This window comes from Streptomyces sp. RPA4-2 (assembly GCF_012273515.2).
Classification (GTDB): domain Bacteria; phylum Actinomycetota; class Actinomycetes; order Streptomycetales; family Streptomycetaceae; genus Streptomyces; species Streptomyces kaempferi.
This window is the reverse complement of the sequence record NZ_CP050975.2, coordinates 9,611,043-9,629,554: the sequence shown is the minus strand read 5'-3', so window position 1 is coordinate 9,629,554 and position 18,512 is coordinate 9,611,043. Positions and strand designations below refer to the sequence as shown.

At 70.0% G+C, this 18,512-nt stretch carries 13 protein-coding genes and 2 pseudogenes; 7 read left to right on the top strand and 8 right to left on the bottom strand.

The genetic code is table 11. The features are described 5' to 3' along the window. The first annotated feature begins 247 nt into the window (after nucleotides 1–247). Nucleotides 248–901, top strand: coding sequence for a DsbA family oxidoreductase (locus tag HEP85_RS42525; protein WP_168532789.1), 654 nt, complete (start codon nucleotides 248–250; stop codon nucleotides 899–901). A gap of 80 nt (nucleotides 902–981) precedes the next feature. Here the strand turns inward: HEP85_RS42525 and HEP85_RS42520 are convergent, their stop codons facing one another. The 5 genes from HEP85_RS42520 to HEP85_RS42500 all read right to left on the bottom strand — a co-directional run bounded on the left by HEP85_RS42520 (nucleotide 982) and on the right by HEP85_RS42500 (nucleotide 7,308). Beyond that, nucleotides 982–1,677 (bottom strand): HAD family phosphatase, encoded by a 696-nt coding sequence (locus HEP85_RS42520; protein ID WP_329294324.1) that lies wholly within the window; start codon nucleotides 1,675–1,677, stop codon nucleotides 982–984. Continuing rightward, on the bottom strand, nucleotides 1,674–2,351 hold the full coding sequence (gene ribB / locus HEP85_RS42515; protein ID WP_248002393.1) for a 3,4-dihydroxy-2-butanone-4-phosphate synthase: 678 nt from the start codon (nucleotides 2,349–2,351) through the stop codon (nucleotides 1,674–1,676). Before ribB ends, HEP85_RS42520 begins: the two co-directional genes overlap by 4 nt. Nucleotides 2,352–2,515: 164 nt before the next feature. Further along, nucleotides 2,516–4,321, bottom strand: a complete 1,806-nt coding sequence (locus HEP85_RS42510; protein WP_168532783.1) for a TIGR03767 family metallophosphoesterase — start codon at nucleotides 4,319–4,321, stop codon at nucleotides 2,516–2,518. Between the two features lie 396 nt (nucleotides 4,322–4,717). Next, entirely contained in the window at nucleotides 4,718–5,923 is a 1,206-nt protein-coding gene (locus HEP85_RS42505; protein WP_168532781.1) for an Ig-like domain-containing protein, read from the bottom strand. A gap of 284 nt (nucleotides 5,924–6,207) precedes the next feature. Continuing rightward, complete coding sequence (locus HEP85_RS42500) at nucleotides 6,208–7,308, bottom strand: sigma-70 family RNA polymerase sigma factor (protein WP_348772485.1); 1,101 nt, start codon at nucleotides 7,306–7,308, stop codon at nucleotides 6,208–6,210. Nucleotides 7,309–7,482: 174 nt separating this feature from the next. Between HEP85_RS42500 and HEP85_RS42495 the strand changes: the two genes are divergently transcribed. The 4 genes from HEP85_RS42495 (at nucleotide 7,483) to HEP85_RS42480 (ending at nucleotide 12,817) form a co-directional block, all read left to right on the top strand. Next, nucleotides 7,483–8,202, top strand: a complete 720-nt coding sequence (locus HEP85_RS42495) for an IS6 family transposase (RefSeq protein WP_365770306.1) — start codon at nucleotides 7,483–7,485, stop codon at nucleotides 8,200–8,202. A gap of 674 nt (nucleotides 8,203–8,876) precedes the next feature. Next, on the top strand, nucleotides 8,877–9,836 hold the full coding sequence (locus tag HEP85_RS42490; RefSeq protein WP_168532779.1) for a hypothetical protein: 960 nt from the start codon (nucleotides 8,877–8,879) through the stop codon (nucleotides 9,834–9,836). A 326-nt stretch (nucleotides 9,837–10,162) separates the two neighbouring features. Further along, complete coding sequence (locus HEP85_RS42485) at nucleotides 10,163–10,906, top strand: SGNH/GDSL hydrolase family protein (protein WP_329295349.1); 744 nt, start codon at nucleotides 10,163–10,165, stop codon at nucleotides 10,904–10,906. A gap of 888 nt (nucleotides 10,907–11,794) precedes the next feature. After that, the gene (locus HEP85_RS42480) at nucleotides 11,795–12,817 is read left to right on the top strand and encodes an LLM class flavin-dependent oxidoreductase (protein WP_168532777.1); all 1,023 of its coding nucleotides are present in this window, start codon (nucleotides 11,795–11,797) and stop codon (nucleotides 12,815–12,817) included. An 83-nt stretch (nucleotides 12,818–12,900) separates the two neighbouring features. Here the strand turns inward: HEP85_RS42480 and HEP85_RS42475 are convergent. The 3 genes and pseudogenes from HEP85_RS42475 to HEP85_RS42465 all read right to left on the bottom strand — a co-directional run. Then, a pseudogene (locus HEP85_RS42475) lies at nucleotides 12,901–14,079 on the bottom strand (transposase); the annotation flags it as partial. Continuing rightward, on the bottom strand, nucleotides 14,076–14,660 hold the full coding sequence (locus tag HEP85_RS42470) for an IS607 family transposase (protein WP_168532773.1): 585 nt from the start codon (nucleotides 14,658–14,660) through the stop codon (nucleotides 14,076–14,078). The gene HEP85_RS42470 and the pseudogene HEP85_RS42475, both read right to left, overlap by 4 nt. 459 nt (nucleotides 14,661–15,119) lie before the next feature. Continuing rightward, complete coding sequence (locus tag HEP85_RS42465; protein WP_248002392.1) at nucleotides 15,120–16,559, bottom strand: MFS transporter; 1,440 nt, start codon at nucleotides 16,557–16,559, stop codon at nucleotides 15,120–15,122. Nucleotides 16,560–16,801: 242 nt separating this feature from the next. Between HEP85_RS42465 and HEP85_RS42460 the strand changes: the two genes are divergently transcribed. Next, a complete protein-coding gene (locus HEP85_RS42460) occupies nucleotides 16,802–17,836 on the top strand; it encodes a sigma-70 family RNA polymerase sigma factor (protein ID WP_248002391.1) in 1,035 nt (344 codons plus the stop codon). 301 nt (nucleotides 17,837–18,137) lie between these two features. Then, nucleotides 18,138–18,506 (top strand): annotated as a pseudogene (locus HEP85_RS42455) (RNA-guided endonuclease TnpB family protein); the annotation flags it as partial. Nucleotides 18,507–18,512: the final 6 nt, after the last annotated feature.

The following is an 18,512-nucleotide window of genomic DNA, read 5'->3' as shown; positions in this document are numbered from 1 at the left end:
AACGGTCCGGCCAGGCGGTCCGGCGGGAACAGCCGGAGCCGTGGACGACCACGCTCACGCCTCCCCCGTACACCCCTCCGCCATGCCGTGCCGGTTGCTAGTAGACGATCGGTCGTCTACTGTTTGGTTGACCGTTACACCAAGCCGCCGCGCTTCGGGCGTGACCATCCGGATCAGGCGGGCCACGCGCGCCCCGGACGATCGTTCTCCGCGTCGGCGCGCCCCACGCAGACAGGAGATCCCACCCATGCGTGTCGAGATCTGGACCGATATCGCCTGCCCTTGGTGCTACGTCGGCCGTGCCCGTTTCGGCCAAGGGCTCGCCGCCTTCACGCACCGCGATCAGGTGGAAGTGGTGCACCGGTCGTACGAGCTCAATCCACAGGCCGAGAACGGTGCCGTGCCGATCATCGAGGCGGTCGCTGCCCAGTACGGGCGCACGCGCGAGCAACAGGTCGCCCGAGAGGAGCAGGCCGCGGACATGGCGAGATCCGTAGGACTGGAATTCCGCGTCGGAGGGAGGGTCTTCGGAAACACCTTCGACGTGCACCGGCTCCTCCATTTCGCCAGGACTCGCGGCGTGCAGGACGAGCTGACGGATCTCGCCTTCCAGGTGAACTTCGCGGAAGAGCGTTCGATCTATGACACGGAGACCCTGGTGGACCTGGCCGTCGCGGTCGGGCTGAGCGGAACGGAAGCTCGGGAGGTGCTCGGCGACCCGGACGCGTACGCCGAAGAGGTACGAGCCGACGAGCGCCTGGCCGCCGAGCTGGGCGCCGGCGGAGTGCCCTTCTTCGTCCTGGACCGGCGTTACGGCGTCAGCGGCGTCCAGTCGCCCGAGGGGTTCACCCGGGCGCTGGAACAGGCTTGGGCGGGTCGGCCCGCGGCGCAGAGGTCCTGACGGACGCCGCGCGACGCCGCGAGGGAGCCCGCCCCGCTACCGGTCGCCGTTCTCAAGGAGCGCCTGGGCGCCTGGCGTCGTCACCGAGCGCCTTCATTGATCAACAGCTCGGGCCGGGGCGCGAGCAGCCGGGTCAGCAGCGGCAGGGCCTCTGCCGCGCCGTGTGCCCGCGCCGCGGGCAGGTGGGCGATCTCGGCCGGCAGTGCCATGCCCCCGCGCGGGACGGCCAGGACACACATGCCGGCGGCGGCCGCGGACCGGATGCCGTTCGGCGAGTCCTCGACCGCCAGACAACCGGACGGCGGGACGCCGACCTCGGCCGCCGCGCGCAGGTACGGATCCGGCGCGGGTTTGACCCGGACCACGTCCTCGCCGCACACGACGGCACGCAGCCCCGCCAGCAGGCCCAGCCCTTCGAGGGCCGCCAGGACGAAGCGGCGCGGACTCGCCGTGGCCACCCCGACCGGCCCATGCCGTCCGGCTTCGAGGACCAGCTCCACCGCCCCGGGCAGCGCCCGCACACGTCCTGCCGCGCATTCGTCGACCATCGCGGCAGCACAGGCTTCGACCACCTCGGCGGCGCCTACCGCACCGCCGCACAGGCCGGCGACGTACGACGCCCAGCTCCCGTTGCCGTGCAGCGCGGCGGTGTCCTCGGCGCGCCAGTGGTGACCGTGTCGGGCCGCGAAGCCCGCGCACACCCGCGCCCAGGCGTCCCCGGTGTCGATCAGCGTGTCGTCCAGGTCGAAGACCGTCGCTCGGAGCACGCGGTTCACGCCGTCGCCGTGCCCGAGGGCCGCAGCCGGTTCGCCAACTGCTCGATCGAGACCAGCGTGAGACCGTGCTCGTCGGCGAAGGCACGCAGCCGGTCGGCGCCGGCGACCGAACCGTCGTCCTCGCAGACCTCGCTGATCACCGCGACGGGCGACAACCCGGCCAGGCGCAGCAGATCGACGCCGGCCTCGGTGTGTCCACGCCGTTCGGCGACGCCTCCGGGGCGGGCCCGCAGTGGAAACACATGCCCGGGACGGATCAGCCGGTCGGGCCGGGTGCCGGGGTCGGCCAGTGTCCGCACGGTCAGGGCGCGGTCGGCGGCGGAGATCCCGGAGCCGACCCCGACCGCATCCACGGAAACGGTGTAGGCGGTCGTTTCGATTGTCGTGTCGGCTGCCGTTCCGGTTGTCGTATCGACGCCCGGAGCGGACGGGACCATCAGTGGCAGTTCCAGCCGGTCGGCGACCTCGGGGGCCATGGGCGCGCAGATGAGCCCGCTGGTCCAGCGGACGAAGAAGCCCATGGTCTCGGCGGTCGCGAACTCGGCCGCCATGACCAGGTCACCTTCGTTCTCCCGGTCCACGTCGTCGACCACGATGACCGGTCGGCCGGCCCGCAGATCGTCGACGGCGACCGTGAGCAGGTCCAGCGACTGTCGCACCGATGCTGACGTCACAGCGTTCAACCCTTCCTCGGAAAGTCCTTGCTGCGGATGCATCGGCGACCGAACAAACAAGCTTGAGAAATCTGTACGCCAACAGGCGATTCGTCAGACAAGCCGCGGTGGACCCCGGAGGTCCTACGGCACGGCCGAGGTGCGTGAGACCTTGCCCGCAGGCGTCACGGGAGGACCTTCAGCAACTCGGTGTTGCGGTCGCCCGCTCCGCCCGCCCATCCCTCCTGGACGCCCGCCCGCATACTGTCGGCGAGTCCGGGGGCGTTGTAGGCGATCTCCCGGTACAGCGACGCGAGGCCGACCGCCGAGAGATCGTCGAAGTCCGGTGCCGTGCGGTGCGGGGCGGCCGACTCGACGAGCGTGGTGAACAGGGACAGCGTCCCGTCCTTGTTGTCGACCAGTTCGAACAGCCGGGCGTGGTGCGGATAGTCGACGTGCGAGGCGGTGTTGACCTCCCAGAAGGAGCGGGCGGCCGTCGCGTGCGGGTGGGGGGTGATCCGGTTGACGTGGCTGTGACCGTTGATCCACGCGACCACGTTCGGGAAGCGGCTGAGCAGGGCGATGACCTCGGCGCCGTCGTGGCGCGGTTCGTCCGTACGGGCGGCGTCGGGGCGGCGGGTCATGCTCGGGCTGTGGTGGTGGCTGAAGACCAGGATGTGGGCGTCGTCGGCTCCGGGACGGCGGACGAGGCGGCCGTCCGCGTCGTAGGACCGGGAGCTGTGCGCGGCCAGGGTCTGTTCCAGCCAGCGCATCTGGTCATCGCCGAGTGACCCCTCGTAGTGGCCGCTGCGATACGTCGTGTCGATGCTGATCCCGATGACGTTCTCCGCGACCTGGAACGTGTAGTACATGCGGTCGCCGTCGAGGTGGTCCGGTGTGTAGCCGTGGCCCACCGGCCCGGCACCGGCGCGGTCGGGATCGAGATGCGCGGCCAGATAGTCGTGCGGGGTGAACAGGCGGCGCCGCTCGTCCGGCGTCACCGTCCGCGCGGAGGTGGCGTGCCTTTTCAGGATCGCCGTGAGCACCTCGCTCTTGGGATCGTCACCCGAACCGAGCGCCTTGGCGTAGGCGGCCGCGTCCGTGTCGGGGACCGACAGCAGTTTGCGGGAACCGACGGCGAAGTCACCGAGCGCGGGCGACAGGCAGCCGCCGGGCAGGTCGTCGTGGTTGCCGACCGTGGAGTACCAGGGGATCCGCAGGCCCGGGCTGGTCAGGGGGCGGGTCGCGGCTTCGAGGAAGCCGGGTATCAGCGGCAGTCCGCGCCGCTTGTCGAAGTCGCGCAGCGCCGGGTCGCCCGGGTGCCAGTACAGCGGAATCCCGGAGTTCTGGACGCCTTCGTACGTCTTGGGGTCCCCAGTGTTGGGGGTGATCCGTCCGCCGTTCATCAGCGTGAGGAACCACTCCAGCTCGATGGCGGAGTTGTTGTCGATGTTGTCGCCCGTGGTCATCACGAACGCCGGTGGCAGTCCCGAGTGCGGGCCGGCGCCGAGCGCGTTGACCTTCTCCACGAGCGCGACGGCGCCCGCGACGGTCAGTGCCTCCTGGGCACGCCACGCGGTGGGCGTGCGAGAGCGCAGGAACTCCGTGCGCAGCGGGTTCTGCACATCGGCGATATGCAGGTCGGTGAACTGCACGAAGCACGCGAGCGGAGTACGCCGGTCCGCGCGCCCGGCGCGGGGTGGAGCGATCTCCTCCCGTACGACCATGGGCCAGCCCGGGCCGGACTCCAGCCGCCGGTAGGTGCCGGTGTGCGGGGCTCCGCCGAGGCGCGCCGTTGTCTCCAGGGTGGTCGTCGCGTGCGGCGCGGGCCGCTGAGCGACGGCGCGTACGGCGGGCTCCACGGCGTCGGGACGGCGTTGCCGGGGCAGGAACGCTCCGGCCGATCCTGCCGCTCCGGCCGCCGCGACGGCGCCCGAGGCGAAAAGAAAACGACGGCGGTTGATGGTGGACTCGGGTTCGATCCCGGTCATGGGGCAGCCCTCCGGTGCCTCCGAGTGACTCACTGAGCGGAACCACTCATTCAGGCCCCAGGGACACAGGCGTGGCTTCGTGGTGAACGCCGCAAAAACAGCAGTTCCGGACCCTCCGGACGATCTTCGCGCTCGGGATCACCGTTCGGGGTGTCCGGCGCCGTGGTCGTCGACCGCGGCCGGACGACGTGCGAGCGCCGCCCGTCCCCGGCCGTGGCGATCAGGATGCGGAACGCCGCCACCGCGTGGGCCCAGGGAGCAGGGCGAGGGCTTCCGCATCGCCGACGACCCCGGCGGCACGGTCCCCACGCCGGGCCGACCGCACCAGAGCCTTGTCTTCCCCAACGTTCTCGTGGACCCGGTGCGCCAGGAGGGGCTGCGTGTCCGGCCTCCGTGTCAGCGCGCGGAGCCCGCCTTCCACTGGTCCCACGACATGTTCCAGCCGTTGAGGCCGTTGTCCGGGGCGATGGTCCGGTCGTCGGAGTTCCGCACCACGACCACGTCGCCGACGAGGGAGTTGTCGAAGAACCAGGCGCCGTCCTGGTGGGAGTCGCCGCCGCCCTTGACATCGTTGAGTCCGACACAACCGTGGCTGATGTTGGAGTGCCCGAACACCGAGTCGGGGCCCCAGTAGTTGCCGTGGACGAACGTGCCCGAGGTGGACAGGCGCATGGCGTGCGGGACGTCGGGGATGTCGTACTGACCGGCGAACCCGACGGTGGCTCCGTCCATCCGGGTGCTGGTCAGCTTCTCCGATATCACCATCTGGCCGTTCCACGTGGTCGAGTTCGGGGCGCCCGCCGTGATGAGCAACGTCCTCAGGGGCTTGCCGTCCCGGACGACCGTCATCCGGTGCGCGGAGGCGTCCACGGTGGAGACCTGACCGCGGCCTACGGTGAAGCGGACCGTCCTGTCCTGTTCGCCGTACGCGCCCTTGGCACCCTTGACTCCGTCGAGGTGGATTCCGACGGTGATGACGGAGTGGGCCTTCCAGTACTGCCGCGGACGGAAGTCGAGGCGCCGCGGGCCGAACCAGTGGCCGACGACGGCCTGTCCACTGCTGGAGCTGACCTCGATGGCGGACTCCACGGCCTTCCTGTCGGTGATCGCCTTGTCGAAGGTGAACGAGACGGGCATCCCCACTCCGACCGTGGATCCGCCGCCCGGGGTGAACGTGCCGGTGAAGCGGTCGGACGCGGCGACCGTGGTGAACGCGATCTCCTTCGTCGCCTCGCGGCCCCCGGCCCCGGCGGCCACCACCGTCAACCGGTAGGCGGTGTCGTGGTCGAGGACGGCATCGGGCGCCCAGGTCCTGCCACTCGAGGAGACGGCACCATGGACGACGCGACCGTTCGCGGTGGCCAGGGACACCTTGGTGATCTTCCCGGCCGCGACCGTGACACGGCCGCCGCGCCTGACGGAGACATGCTTCTGTCCGTCGGCGGCGTTCAGGCGTATGTGCGGCGTGTCCGCGGCTCGGGCCGCGACAGGGGACGCCTGTGCACGACCGCTGTCGCCTTCGGGTCCGGTGCTGCAACCGGCCAGCAGGCAGGCCGACATCGACAGGACGGCAAGGGCCGCGGCCGGGCGGGTGTGGTGCATGGGGACTCCGTCTTTCGCGTCGAGTGGTGTGTCCCACCGAGTCGGCGAAGCCGATCCCGGCGCGAACGGCACGGTGCCGACGCGGTGCGGCACGGTGGCGCGAAGCCGCGCGCGAGGAATTCACGGTCGCGACCGGGACACGCATCCAACATGACGTGCGAATATCAGGAAGTTGTCAGGCCGCGGCAGGACCCGCACACGGTCCTGAAGAACGGTGCGGTGACCGAGGAGGGCCGGAGGTCACACGGATCCGGAGCCCCGCCGCCGTCCGCCGCGCACGGTCCTCACCGCGACGGCTGGGGAAAGACCACCCGGAGCCGCTGGACTCGTCCGTCACGGCGGAACATGAGCCAGGCCAGGGTCGACGGGCAGGGGTTGAGGGCGCCCACGGGGTTGGTGACGTCCATTTCCCAGATGGTGATGGAGCGACTGGCCACCACATGACGCACGTGCTGGCGTACTCCCGCTTCCAGGGTCTGTCGCATGACCGGGGTGGGATGGGTCCGTTCTCCCTGCGGGTTGAGTATGCCGACCAGTTCGGTCTCGGCGGGCCACAACTCGGATATCTCCCGGGGCAGGGGGCCGCGCTCGGACGCCCGCAGAGTCGCCACGGCCTCGTGCCGGCTCTCCTCGGTGAGCGAGGAGGCGTCGTCGTGCGCTTCGGTGGCGGTCGACAACAGCACCTGGGCCATTTTCGCCCTGGCCTGGTTGAGCCGGCTGCGCACCGTGCCGACCGGTACCTCGCACGCGGCGGCGATCTCCTGGTAGGAGGCGATGCCGCTGAAGTGCCGCAGCATCAGCACCAGGCGGAGCTGCTGCGGCAGTTCCTCCACCGCGTCCCAGATCCAGTCACGCATCGCGTGCTGCTCGATGAACCGCTCGGGGTGAGAGGGCTCGTGGTCGCGAAGGTGCACGTGGTCGAGGCCGTCGAGACCCGGTGTCTCCTTTGTCGCGCGCAGTCGCATGCGGGCGGCGTTGCGCACGACCGCCCTCAGCCACGCCCCCACGGCCGCGGGATCCCGCACGTCGCCGATGCGCCGCAGGGCGGTCAACGCCGCGTCCTGGACCGCGTCGTCGGCGTCGGGGCCGAAGCCGAGCAGACTCAGCGCCACCGCGCGCATCGGCGCCTGATGGCGGGCGAGCAGCAGCCCGAGGGCCGCGGTCTCACCGGCCTGGGCCCTGCGGGTGAGTTCCTCGTCCGTGGGCGGGTCGAGGGGTTGCATGTCCAGCTGCCTCCGTGACTGCCGGCCACCACCCGTGTGGTGCACGGGAGATGACGTCCTCGTCGCCAACTCGGTGATGCGCGCATCGTAGACCTCGCGTATCAGGTCAAGAGGGCCCTTGGCGGGGAAGATACGCCGGGGCGGCTTCGCTGCGTCCACCATGGTGAGTACCGCACCCGGGGCGGCGTGCGGGTCTGCGCACCGGGACAGGGCACGCACCGTGGTGACGACGTGGACAGCACTCCGAACACCTCCGTCGCCCACCGGACGGGCACTGTCACGTTGACTGACTGGGTGGGATGATCTTGTGGTTGATCGTGCTGGGAGGGGTCGTCCGTGGTGAGTGCGTCGCCGTCGTACAAGGGGCACCGGTACCCGGTCGAGGTGATTTCCCACTGTGTGTGGCTGTACTTCCGGTTCCCGCTCAGCTTCCGCGAGGTCGAGGAGCTGATGCTGGAGCGCGGTGTCCTCGTCTCCTACGAGACCGTGCGCCGCTGGTGCGCCAAGTTCGGCCAGACCTACGCGAATGGACTGCGCCGCCGCCGGCCCCAGCCCGGCGACAAATGGCACTTGGACGAGGTTTTCATCAAGATCAACGGCGAGTTGAAGTACCTGTGGCGGGCCGTCGACCAGGACGGCAACGTCCTGGACATCCTCGTGCAGGACCGCTGGAATACTGCCGCGGCCAGGCGGTTCTTCCGCCGCCTGATGAAGAAGGCCCGTACGGTGCCCCGGGTGGTCGTCACGGACAGGCTCCGCTCCTACGGCGCCGCCCAACGCGAGGTCATGCCCTCGGTCGAGCACCGGCAGTCGAAGTACCTGAACAACCGGGCGGAGAACAGCCACCAGCCCACCCGCCAGAGGGAACACGCGATGAAAGGCTTCCGCAGCGTCGGCGCGGCCCAGCGCTTCCTGTCCGCCTTCAGCGGCATCTCACCCCACTTCCGACCCCACCGCCACCTGATGACCGCCACCCAGCACCGCGCCGAAATGACCATCCGCTTCGCCATCTGGGACCAGATCACCGGCGCTGCCGGCCGGCCCACCACGGCCTGAACACCGCCCGGACGGCCGGCCCACCATGCCCCGACGCACCGTCAGACCACCCACACACCCAACAACGTGACAGCGCCCTGGCCGGCGCATCACCGTCGTCGTCGGCAGCGGTCCGGCGTCCTGACGGTGGAGCGGTCGGTCGCAAGGCGGCGCGCGGCTCATGTCACGCCGGTTCGCCGCAGCGAGCATCGCGGCCGCCTGGTCGCCAGACGCGCCTCAAGCTCTTCGGCGTCGGCGTCCCGATGGCCGCCGGTGCTCCGCGGACGGGCGCCGGACGCGTCGGTGAAACGGCTGGTTCCTAAGCGACCGTGAGCACGATCTTGCCCTGGATGTGCCCTCGGGCGGCGCGTTCGTTCGTGCGCTGCTCGGGCATCCGCGAGCGCAAACGTGCTGTCGATCGAGACGTCCCGCCTGTTCGCGGGGCAAGGCCGCGCGTGTCACGGCGACCGCATGGCGACGCCAAGTTCCTTGTCGACGGCAGCGCTTGGAGCCATCTGGGGGGCAGGTACGCGCCCAATGTGACGCGCGTAAATTCTTGCCGCCGACTGCTTGCCGACCGCCTCGGAATAATCCAGCATTGAATTTGTCAGGAGCACGCCGATTTAACCCATCGGCGGACTCTCATCTCGTACCCCTGACCGGCACCAACACCTCCCCCCGCGCAGGAGGACCGTGTGCGGATCACGACATCCAGCACCGCGAGACGCGCCAGGCTCACCGCCATGGCGTCCGGCTTCTTCACGACGGCGGCCCGCACGATGGCCGCCGCCCCGACCGCCTCTTCGGCGAAGACCTCGCCGTCGGCCGCAGCCAGCCTCACCAAGTCCCCCGCCACCTCGACCGCCGATTGGCGCTACGACACCAGGGCCAAGACCACAGCCGCCGACGTCACGACGCACAGGGCCGCGCAGGATGACGGCGAGGCCGCCGGCGCGCCGGAGCTCGGCAGGCACGGCTGCGCCCAACCCGCCTCGGCCGGTGATGTCATCGGCATGCCAGGCACCTGGGCGGTTGACCCTAGGGGCAGCTCGCTCGCGGTGAGCGCCGGCACCAACGGCTCGCACCCGGAACCCGCCACACTCACGTCCACCTCCACCTCCGCCTCCCACGACGACACGGTCACCGGCAAGCGCGTGAGCGGCACCTTCACGACGCCGCGCAATCGCGGCACCGCCTCGCGCATCGACGGCAGTCGGCGCCGCTGCGCCGGCTTCGACGTCCGCAGCAGCTTCCACTCCTCGCCGACCGCGGGCCACCGCATCCCGGGCCACCCGAGGGGGTACCGCGAGACCGGTTCCAGCGCTCACACCGGACCCGCCTGCCAAGCCGGCTGCCCCGCCGACGACTGCGGCACCGTCCGCCGCGGCAGCGCCGGCATCCCCCACCCCGGCATCGTCCACCGCCGCGACGGCGCCGACACGGACATCACCCCGGACAACGGCGCGATGGTCCGCGCCCTTCCCCAGCCCGATGTCCGTGCCGAGCCGGGCGACTTCGGCGGTTCCCTGTCCGACGACACCAACACGGTCGGCTCGAATTCCTGCACGGTCGACCCGACCTCCGATGACAGCCGCAACTGCACCGGGGACGGTACGGCCTTCTTCCAACTGGTGGCCGAGACGCTGAGTACGTAAGGCGTCTGCGCGTACTGATAGTCCCAGACCCCCGACCGCACGCTTCGCCGAACGCGCCTTCGCCGTGCGCTCGATGAGGCCCAGGCAGCCCGCCTCAGTCTCACTCCACCTCAGCGCGGCGGCCGTTCACGTTCAACCCGCCCGCGCCCCCGCACCGCCGGGGCGCGCACGCGGAGTCCGGTCAAGAAACCCCCTTTGTCATGCGCGCGCCCTTCTACGCGTTGCTGCCTGCTGCCCCCCCCCCCGGCAGCCGGTTCACTACTCCGGGAGGTTCCGTGAGACCCACCAAGTCCCTGTCAGCCCTTGCCACGCTGGGCTTCGCGACACTGCTCAGCTTCGCGCTGACCGTTCCGGCACAGGCCGCCGGGCCGTCCTATGTCGCGCTGGGAGACTCGTACGCCGCCGGCAACGGCGCCGGCAACTACGACAGTGCGAGCGGTAACTGCCACCGCAGCTTCAGCGCCTACCCCTATCTGTGGAAGAACGCCCACGCCCCGTCCGCGTTCGCCGACACGTCCTGCTCGGGTGCGGTGACCACGGACGTGACGAACTCCCAGCTCGGCCCCCTGAACTCCTCCACCGGAGTGGTCTCCCTCACCATCGGCGGCAATGACGCGGGCTTCTCCGACGTCATGACCACGTGCGTGACCGGTTCGGACACCGACTGCGTCAACCGCGTCAACCAGGCCGAGAGCTACGCCCAGAACACGCTTCCCGCCCGCCTCGACGCCACCTACAACGCGATCCGCGCCAAGGCGCCCAACGCCAAGGTCGTCGTCCTCGGCTACCCGCACGTGTACACGCTCGGCGTCTTCTGCGTCGGGCTCAGCGACACCAAGCACCGCAAGATCGACGAGGCCTCGGACGTCCTCGACAGCGTCATCTCCAGCCGGGCCGCCGCCCACGGCTTCGTCTTCGGTGACGTCCGCTCCGCCTTCAACGGCCACGAACTGTGCTCCGGCGACGACTGGCTGCACTCCCTGGTGGTCTCGCCCAGCTGGGAGTCCTACCACCCCACCGCCACCGGCCACGCCTCCGGCTACTACCCCGTCCTCAACGCCAACAGCTGATCGGTCTCGTACGAACCCGTGCCAGGTAGGGCCTGTGTCCGCGGAAAACCGCGGACACAGGCCCTACCTGGCACCGTCGAGCCCGGCACCGGCACCTGTGAGGGCGCCGTTTCCCGCTCAGCCTCGGCCTCGGCAGTCGTCCCGGCCGGGGAAGCTGCCAACGCCTCGACCAGCTCCTCCCGCGCGATCACCCGCCGGTCCAGCTCGATTTCCGCGGCCTCCAGCACCTCAGCCACCGCGTGGCTTCCTCCCGCAGACCCTCCACCCGCACCCGGGCAGCCACCTCCCGCTGCTCCAGCATTCCCAGCACCGACGTCACCGCGCGCCCCTCGACCACGAAGCGGACACAAGACGACGCATGCCTCCCCGCACCCCGAGCGACCATGCCTGACGCGTAAATAGCAGCAGGTCAGGGTGAAGGTGGGCAGGGCGGGGTGCCCGGCGGTCGCGGAGGGCCGCAGGGTATCCGGGCTGCTTGTCAGGGAGTTGCGGCCTCCCTCGGGTTGAGGGTGACGGTGTAGCCGAGCTGGTTGAGCTGGGTGATCGCTTGGCGGGTGGTACGTGCTGGTGGCACACATCTGAGCACGCCGCCCCAAAAAGCGTCGCCACGTGGGCGCCCGCGTGGGTCCCGGCGCCGTTCCACGCGGGCGGCCCGGGGGCAGGTGACTGCGGTGGCTCGGGTCGGGGGCCGGGGTCCGCGGATTCAGCGCACCGGCGGGAGCGTGCCATGGGCAGGCGGGCGCGCCGGTGCGGTCACATGGCCAGCAGTGCGCGGAACCGGCAGTCGCACCCCTGAGGGGGATCCCGATGGCCGCACCGACCGTTCGGCTTGGTCGCACCGTGCCGACGCGGGGAATCAAACGCGGCCGCCGGATGGTTTGACCTCGAGTGAAGAAGATAGGTTTCCTCTCGTTCGGCCACTGGTCGCCAAGTGCGCACTCCAAGACCCGGTCCGCGGCCGACTTCCTGCACCAGTCCATCGACCTGGCGGTCGCTGCGCAGGAGCTCGGCGTGGACGGTGCGTACTTCAGGGTGCACCACTTCGCGCGGCAGGCGGCCAGCCCGTTCCCGCTGCTCGCGGCCATCGGTGCACGGACCTCGAAGATCGAGATCGGCACCGGCGTGATCGACATGCGCTATGAGAACCCGCTGTACATGGCCGAGGATGCCGGCGCTGCCGACCTCATCTCCGGCGGCCGGCTGCAACTCGGCATCAGCCGCGGATCACCGGAACAGGTGATCGACGGCTGGCGATACTTCGGTAACACCCCCGCGGAGGGCGAGACCGGCACGGACATGGCCCGCCGACACACCGAGACCTTCCTCAAGGTGCTCGACGGCGAGGGCTTCGCGAAGCCGAACCCGCGGCCCATGTTCCCCAACCCGCCGGGGCTGCTGCGCATCGAGCCGCACTCCGAGGGGCTGCGCGAGCGGATCTGGTGGGGCTCCGGCTCGAACGCGACCGCCGTCTGGGCCGCGAAGCTGGGGATGAACCTGCAGAGTTCCACACTGAAGGACGACGAGACGGGCGAGCCGTTGCACGTCCAGCAGCGCAAGCAGATCGAGGCGTACCGCGAGGCGTACAAGGCGGCAGGCCACACACGAGAACCGCGTGTGTCGGTCAGCCGCAGCGTCTTCGCCCTGACCAACGACCTGGACCGGGCCTACTTCGGCCACGACCGCAACTCGCGGGACCAGCTCGGCATGATCGACGACACGACCCGGGCGATCTTCGGACGCTCGTACGCCGCCGAGCCGGACGTACTGGTGAAGCAACTCCAGGAAGACGAGGCCATCCAAGCCGCGGACACCCTGTTGCTGACCATCCCGAACCAGCTCGGTGTCGACTACAACGCCCATGTACTGGAGAGCATCCTCACCCACGTAGCACCGGAGCTCGGCTGGCGCTGAGTGTCTGCCGCCCTGCGTGCGGGCCGGCTCGGCACCATCGTGGTGCTGCGGTGTTGCGACAACCACTGGAACTCGAGGACGGCCTTGCGTATGCGGGCGTTCACGGACTCAATCGCGTTCGTCGAGCAGATGACCTTGCGGATCTCGACGTCGAAGGAGAGGAAGGGCACGAACTCGGCCCAGGCGCTCTCCCAGAGGACACAGCACAGTGTCCCTGTTCGTGATGTTTCTGCAGATGAGCTTCTGGGGACCGCGTTGGCTTTCTCCCAGCGACGGGACGGGGCCTGTCCGGTGCGCCGGTTGGGGCCGCGTCGGCGGGAGACGGTCCGGGAGGCCTTCCGGAGCTGCGTGAGTGCCTGGTCGTAGTGTTTGGGGTTCGCGACCTCGCGGACCTCGCCGGCCGAGTCCGCCATGACGAGGAGAGCCTTGACGCCGAGGTCGATCCCGACTGCCGTGCCGGGGCGGCCGGCAGGGGCGATGGTGTGGCGTTCCTCGGTCTGCAGGACCGCGAACCAGCGGCCCCGCTCGGACCGCACCGTCACCGACAGAATCCGCGTCCCGCCTTCGGCGATGGGTGCAGATCCTTTGAGGGGCCGCCCCACGTCGCTGGCCTGCTGCGCTGAAGAAACGGCCTGCTCGTGGACCTTGGAACCCTGATTGGATCTGCACCCTTCGGCGATCGCGTCCACGAGGGGCTGGACGTCCTCGTGGAGGCGGATCCGGCCGAGGCGGGGCAGGACGATATGCCGCCGGTCATCGAGGCGGATGGTGCCGGTGGTGAACTTGCACGCCGGACGAGTCTTCCGCTTCGGCTTGAAACGGGGTCTGCCCATCCGGGCGCCCTTGCGCTCGCCGCGCCGGGACTTGACGTAGTTGTCGAACGCGGCGGCAGCGTTCGCGAGGCCGGTGTTGTAGGCCTCCTTCGAGTTCTGCGCCCACCACTCCCGCAGGAACGGGTCGTTGTGTTTGGCCTCGTTGAACGCTTTCCGCAACGACGGCAGCGACCACGACCGCCACGCAACGCGCTCTGCCTCGGGAACGCCGTAGGTCTCCTCCGCTGCGCGCTGCGACCAACTCGCCAGCACATGCCGCACCGCCCAGTTGTAGGCGACCCGCGCCGCCCCGCAATGCGAGGCCAGAGCCTGCAGGGCGGACGCGCTGGGGTCGAGGGCGAGCCTGTGGCCCACGACGTGGAAGCCGGGCCGCGCCTCGAACCCCCGGCGCTTCTTCTTCCCGCTCCCGGCAGGCTCCGCCCCGCTCACCCGGTCGTCTCCGCCGCCGGAGCGGTGGCCTCGGCGATAGCGCGTGCGGCCCGGTTCTTCGCCGCTCGCTGCCCATACAGCCGGGCACACGTCGAGGTGAGGACTTCAGTGATGTCCCGGACCAGGTCGCTGGTCGTCTCCTGCGGATCGAGCACCACCAGACGCCGGCCGGAAGCCGACAGTGCCGATTCCAGATGCTCGACACCGAAACGGGCCAGCCGGTCGCGATGCTCCACGACGATGACGGCAACGGCCGGGTCCGACAGGACACGGTGCAGCTTGCGCCGATTCCCGTTCAGTCCCGACCCGACCTCGGTCACAACCTCGGCAACGGCGAGCCCCAGCCCGATGGCTCCCTGGACGACATGGGAGACCTGCCGGTCAAGATCCGCCTTCTGGTCGCCGGACGAAACACGGCAGTACGCCACCGTCCTCCCAACGACCTCGGGAGCAGACTCTTCGACCAGCCACATACCGGACGGCGTCTGCACGACAGGGACCGGCATACGGCCCTCCTTCGCCCAGGCCCACGCGGTCTGGTAATGCACGCCGTTGCGCGCCGCCCACTCGGAAAGCTTCACGCAATCATGATAAAGACTGATGAAGGCAGATAACTACTGACGAAAAATGCGACTGTTGTACTGACCGGAGGGAACGGGGGGGGCACACCAGCGACGACGCCACCTTCCTCGTGATCGAGTGGCACGGCGGCTCCGCCGACCACCTCGCAGTTCTTCACTGGCAACCTCGACGTCAACCGAATCCTCACCGGCCAGCACCACCCACGCGCACGACCGCCCGGGGCCGTGCTGCATGCAGCAGGCGTTGCTCCCCGGCCAGTAGCACGGTCTCCGTCCCGGCGGCTGCATAACAGTCCGCAGGACACCCCATTACCAGGAGACCAAGAAGGCCTGCCCAGGGCCTGCTCGCAGTTCGCCAGGACCGGGCGGGCGGTTCACCTGCGCAGGTCCTCCGGCAGTTTGAAGGGGCTCGACCGAGCCCCTTCGGCATCTGTTGAACCGCGCCCCTGCGGCCGCCGGTTACGAGATGTCCACCCGGTCTGCGTCGGCCGGTGCTCCCGTCGGGGCGCGCAGAGCCGGTCGCCGCGGGGGCGGCAGCAAGGTGCCCGCCAGCGTTGCGGCGACGCCGAGGCCGGCGGCCACCGCCATTGCCGCTCCGAAGCCGTCGCTGAAGGCCGCAGCGGAGGTGTAGCCACCGGTGGCGGCGAAGACCGCGGCGGTGATCGCGACGCCGAAGGCTCCGCCGAGCTGTCGCATCGTGCTGTAGGCGCCGGAGGCCTTGCCGATGTCGGTGGGTGTGCTGGTGCTGACCACCGCTTTGGTGACGGCGGGGATCGCCAGGGCGAAGCCGATGCCCGCGAGGCTCAGCGGGATGACCTGGGTCGTGTACGAGAGGTGCGGGGCGGCGATCAGGGCGATCCAGGCCGTGCCGATGGTCTGCAGGGCGAGGCCGGCGACGACGAGAGAGCGTTCGCCCCAGCGGTCGGCGAGTGCTCCGGTGCGCGAGGCGAGCAGGACCACGAAGGTGCCCCACGGGAGCAGCCGCAGACCGGCGCCCAACGGGCCCTGGCCCAGGGTGACTTGCTGATACTGGGCGATGAAGAACACCGAGGCGGACATCGAGCCGCTGAGCAGGAACATCACTGCGTTGCCCGCCGAGAACGCCCGGGAGCGGAACAGCCGCAGCGGCAGCATCGGCGTACGGGCCCGGGACTGCCACACCAGGAAGACAACGACCAGGACCGCTCCCCCGGCCAGCGCGCCCGTCACCTCCACGCTGCCCCAGCCCGCCGCATCCGCCCGGACCAGGCCCCAGACGAGCCCGAACGCGGGCAGGGTGAAGAGCAGCAGGCCCGGGAAGTCCACCGCCGTGCCCTGGCCGAAGCCCTCCTTGATCCGGGCGAGCACGAAGGGGATCGCGGCCAGGCCGACCGGTACGTTCAGCCAGAAGATCCACTGCCAGGCCAGTCCCTCGGTGATCACGCCGCCCAGGACCGGGCCGAGCAGCACAGCGAGGCCGGTGACGCTGCCGTAGATGCCGAGCGCCCAGCCGCGCCGCTCGGGCGGGAACGCGGCGTTCAGCAGGGTCAGGGCGAGCGGCATGACGGTCGCCGCGCCGATGCCCTGGACGGCGCGTGCCGCGATCAGGGTGCCGGTACTGGGGGCCAGCGCGCATGCGGCCGACGCCACGGCGAATAGGGTGAGCCCGGCGACGAACAGCCGCCTGCGACCGAAGCGGTCGCCGAGCGACGACGCGGTCATCAACAGGGCCGCGAAACTGAGGGTGTAGGCGTTGATCGTCCACTCCAGGTCCTCGATCGACGCATGCAGGTCGCGCTGGATCGCGGTCAGCGCCGTGGCCACCACCAGCAGGTCGAGGACGACCATGAACGAACCCACCGACGCCAGCGCGAGCGTCCACCGCTGCGCCGCTGTGACGGACTTCTCGTTGCTGTTCACTGGTGCTCCCGTCGCCGTGTGTCTGCAGTCGTGCTGTCGGTGGTGGAGACACGGGGTGGTCCGGAAACTGGGCGGCGAACGGTCGCGGATTCTGCGATCGGCTGTGGATTGCGCGGACGGTCGGGATGCGGCGACCAGTTTCGGCCGCCGTGGGTGTCATAACTGTCGACGGACTCGAATTGCCCAAACCGTCGACGAACCGGAGCCTGGGAGGCGACGTAATGCCGAGCGAGGAGACGCCGATGCCGATGCCCATGTCGACGCTCACGCTGGAGCGGGCGCGGGCGGGCGACGGGCAGGCGTTCCGTGAGCTCACCGAGCCCTACCGGCGCGAGCTGCAGGTGCACTGCTACCGCATCCTCGGCTCGGTGCAGGACGCCGAGGACCTGCTGCAGGAGACCCTGCTCGCGGCCTGGCGCGGGCTCGACGGGTTCGAGGAGCGGTCGTCGCTGCGCTCCTGGCTGTACCGGATCGCGACCAACCGCTGCCTGAACGCGCTGCGGGACGGCAGCCGCCGGCCCGGCGAGGGCTGGGCTTACCGCTTGGAGGTTCCGTTGCCCGAACCCACCCGCCGCGGCGACCCCAGCTGGCTGGAGCCCTATCCGGACGTGCTGCTCGCCGGGCTGCCGGACGCCGCACCCGGCCCGGAGGCCCATTACGAGACCAAGGAGGCGGTCTCCCTGGCGTTCCTCGTCGCGCTGCAGCACCTGCCGCCCCGGCAGCGGGCGGTGCTGGTCCTGCGGGACGTGCTCGGTTTCCGCGCGGCCGAGGTCGCCGCAATGCTCGACACCAGCGTCGACTCGGTCACCAGCGCGCTGAAACGGGCCCGCGCCACGCTCGCGACCCGGCTGCCCGCGCACGCCCACGCCGAGACGGAGCTGCCGTACTCACCCCGCGAGCGCAAGCTCGTTGACGACTTCTCCCTCGCCTTCGAACGCGCCGACGTCGACGCGATCCTCGCCCTGCTCACCGACGACGCGTGGCTGACGATGCCGCCGCTGCCGTACGAGTACCAGGGACTGGAGGCCATCGGCCACTTCCTGAGGACGGTCGCGCTGCGCGACGGCCGCCGCTTCCGGCTGGTGCCCACGCACGCCAACGGCCAGCCCGCGTACGGCGTTTACCTCGTCGATCCGAGGACGCCGATCGCGCACGCCCACGGTCTGCTCGTCCTCACCCTGTCCGGCCACCGCGTCTCGGCGCTGACCCGCTTCGTCGACAACGGCCTGCTCCCCCGCTTCGGCCTGCCCCGCTCGCTACGCGCCACCGGCGCCTAGTCGGATTGCTTCTCGAACTGGCCTGCCGCCGCCCCGGGTTGGATACGGACGACGGCCGGGCTGAGGAAAAGGCGATGGGTGTAGATCTTCTGAGGGTTGGTCATAGGCCTGTGCCCAGCAGGTTCGTCGTTGGTGGCTGATCAGGGAGGGCTCGCGCCCTGTCATTTCGGCACCGGAACATCCGAGCTGTGGTGACGAGTCGCGCCGACCAGCACGGACGCCGCCTGCTCGAGGCGCCCCACAGGACAGACGGATGTGTGACTGCGCAGGTCACGCCGGTCTTGTACGCACCCTCAGAAGATCTGCACCCATCACCTTTCGACCCGAGGCCGCCCAGCCGTATGACGACCGGTGCCTGAGCTGGCAGTACGACCAGCGGACCGTGTCCATCTGGACCGTGGACGGCCGGGTCAAGAACATCCGCTTCGTCTGCTCCGCCGACGCGCTCAAGATGCTCTAGGCACACCGGCAGGGCGAATCCGACCTGATCGAGCGCGACGGCGTGTTCTACCTTGTCGCCACCTGTGACGTGCCCGAGGCCGAGCAGTACGAGCCGGACGGCTTCATCGGGGTCGACCTAGGCATCGAGAACATCGCCACCACCTCCGCCGGTTACCTCGCCGCCGGGCGGGGGCTCAACCGGTACCGCAAACGACAGCACCGGATCAAGCCCATA